General features: G+C 37.2%; 2 protein-coding genes and 1 pseudogene. All 3 read left to right on the plus strand.

Annotated elements, in window-relative coordinates; all coding sequences use genetic code 11:
* Positions 1-421 (plus strand): annotated as a pseudogene (locus tag Q0340_RS02290) (hypothetical protein); the annotation flags it as partial.
* A gap of 35 nt (positions 422-456) precedes the next feature.
* Positions 457-993: a hypothetical protein gene (locus Q0340_RS02295; RefSeq protein ID WP_298081995.1), complete on the plus strand. Its 537-nt coding sequence runs from the start codon at positions 457-459 to the stop codon at positions 991-993.
* Positions 980-1519 (plus strand): hypothetical protein, encoded by a 540-nt coding sequence (locus Q0340_RS02300; protein ID WP_298081996.1) that lies wholly within the window; start codon positions 980-982, stop codon positions 1517-1519. Before Q0340_RS02295 ends, Q0340_RS02300 begins: the two co-directional genes overlap by 14 nt.
* The last annotated feature ends 336 nt before the right edge of the window (positions 1520-1855 follow it).

Consider the following 1855-nt stretch of genomic DNA (forward strand, 5'->3'; position numbering starts at 1 on the left):
CAAATATAGCTCGTGCACTAAGCTAATAAAAATTTTATCCGAAAAATGCGATAGCGGAGATATGATCGGGTGCGCCGATGTGGGTTATATTATGGGCTTTGAACTGGGTATGCGTGAAGCCTCGGTTGCGCCATTAGATAAATCTTGCAAGGCAGGCGTAGCCGAGTCCTGCTACAATCTGGGAATATTTGACATTATGAGAAGAGGTAATATTGAAAGGGCTTTTAGTAGCTATGTTATAGCTTGCGAAAGATTTACCGATGAGAAAAAACTACTTAAGTTAAAATCTTGCGAACTAAGAGAAGCTCTAGACGGCTGTTTACGCGACAGCAAAGATCGTGATCCTGTAAAATGTGCTAGAAAGGCATACGGGAAAATTTATCAAGAATACCATGAAAATGAAAATTCAATCAAGGAGTAAAAGATGGCAAATCCAAAGAGGGGCAAAGAGCGACAATGAAAAAATTCTATCTTAAAATTTGGCTACTTGCATTTATAATGACATTTGTATCGATTCCTGCTGCGGCAAAATTGATAAAGTTAGAGGATTTAAAGAACGAAGAACAAAGAGTGCTTTTGAAATCCTGCGATTACGGTGACGGAAAATATAGTTCGTGCAATAAACTCGTTGAAATTTTATCTAAAGAGTGCGAGGATGGTAATATGCGCTCATGTGCTACACAGAGTGAGCTTTTACTATCATTACGCAGAGTAGAGGAAGCTACGAAATATCTGATTAAGCTGTGTGATGCTGATAGTACATATCACTGTTTTATATTGGGTACGCTAATAAATATATATCTAAACGGTAATATGCAAGCAGCAATTAAAAGTCTTGAAAAAGTTTGTAATAGCGATCTTAAAGATAGAGATATAGTTTGCAAAAATATCGAGGAACTAAAAGCCTGCCTAAAAGACAAAGAGTGTAACCCTATAAAAAAAGGTAAAATTATTTTTGAAGGTGTCGAAAGGAAATTGTATGGGGAAAATTAATTTTGTATTTTATTCTATGATATTTTTAGCTTCTATCGTAATGGCTGGTAAGCCTACGGCTGAAGAGGAAAATCTTTATAACGAATGCGATAAAGGAAACGGCAAATATAGCTCGTGTACTAAACTAATAGAAATTTTATCTAAAAAATGTGATAGCGGAGATATGACCAGATGCTCGGATCTTGGTTCTATATTGGGTATTGAACTCGGTATGCGCGAAGCGGCTTTTGTGCCCTTAGAAAAATCCTGCAAGGCGGGTATCGCAGCCTCTTGTTTTAACCTCGGAATTCATGATATAGGTTTAAGAGGCAACATTAAAAAGGCTGTAATGAACTACACTATAGCTTGCGAAAAGTATTCAGAACGCTTGGAAGAAGAAAGAATATTTAAACTAAAGTCTTGCGCGTTAAAGGTAGCTTTAGAAAACTGCTTACGAGATGAGGAGGAACACGATCCTGTAAAGTGTGCGATAGAAGCATTTGAAGAAATAACTGATAAATACAACGCAAATTCAACAAAGGAGTAAAAGATGGCAAATCCAAAGAAGGGCAAAGAGCGATAATGAAAGAATTTTATCCAGCAATTTTGGCGCCTTTAATAACGCAAGCCGCGGCAGAACCCAACAAAAGCGTAGCCGATAGCAAAGAGATAAAATTTACGTCGCTTTCTGATTTAAATTTATATTGTTTACGAAGGCTGAAATGAAAGCGCTATTTTTTATACTCGCAATAAAACAAGCATGCAAATGGGTGCTTGATATGAGCGAGGAGGAGAAAGAGCAAATTTTATATTTGAGGCGGTATTTAAAGCTGGGCTGCAAAGACGGCAATGCGCAAATGTGCAAGGATTTAGGAAAAATAGG

The organism is uncultured Campylobacter sp. (genome assembly GCF_938045595.1).
Lineage (GTDB): Bacteria > Campylobacterota > Campylobacteria > Campylobacterales > Campylobacteraceae > Campylobacter_B.

Coding starts and splice junctions, on each gene's coding strand:
- Q0340_RS02295 (WP_298081995.1), top strand. CDS start 457: ATGAAAAAATTCTATCTTAAAATTTGGCTACTTGCATTTATAATGACA.
- Q0340_RS02300 (WP_298081996.1), top strand. CDS start 980: ATGGGGAAAATTAATTTTGTATTTTATTCTATGATATTTTTAGCTTCT.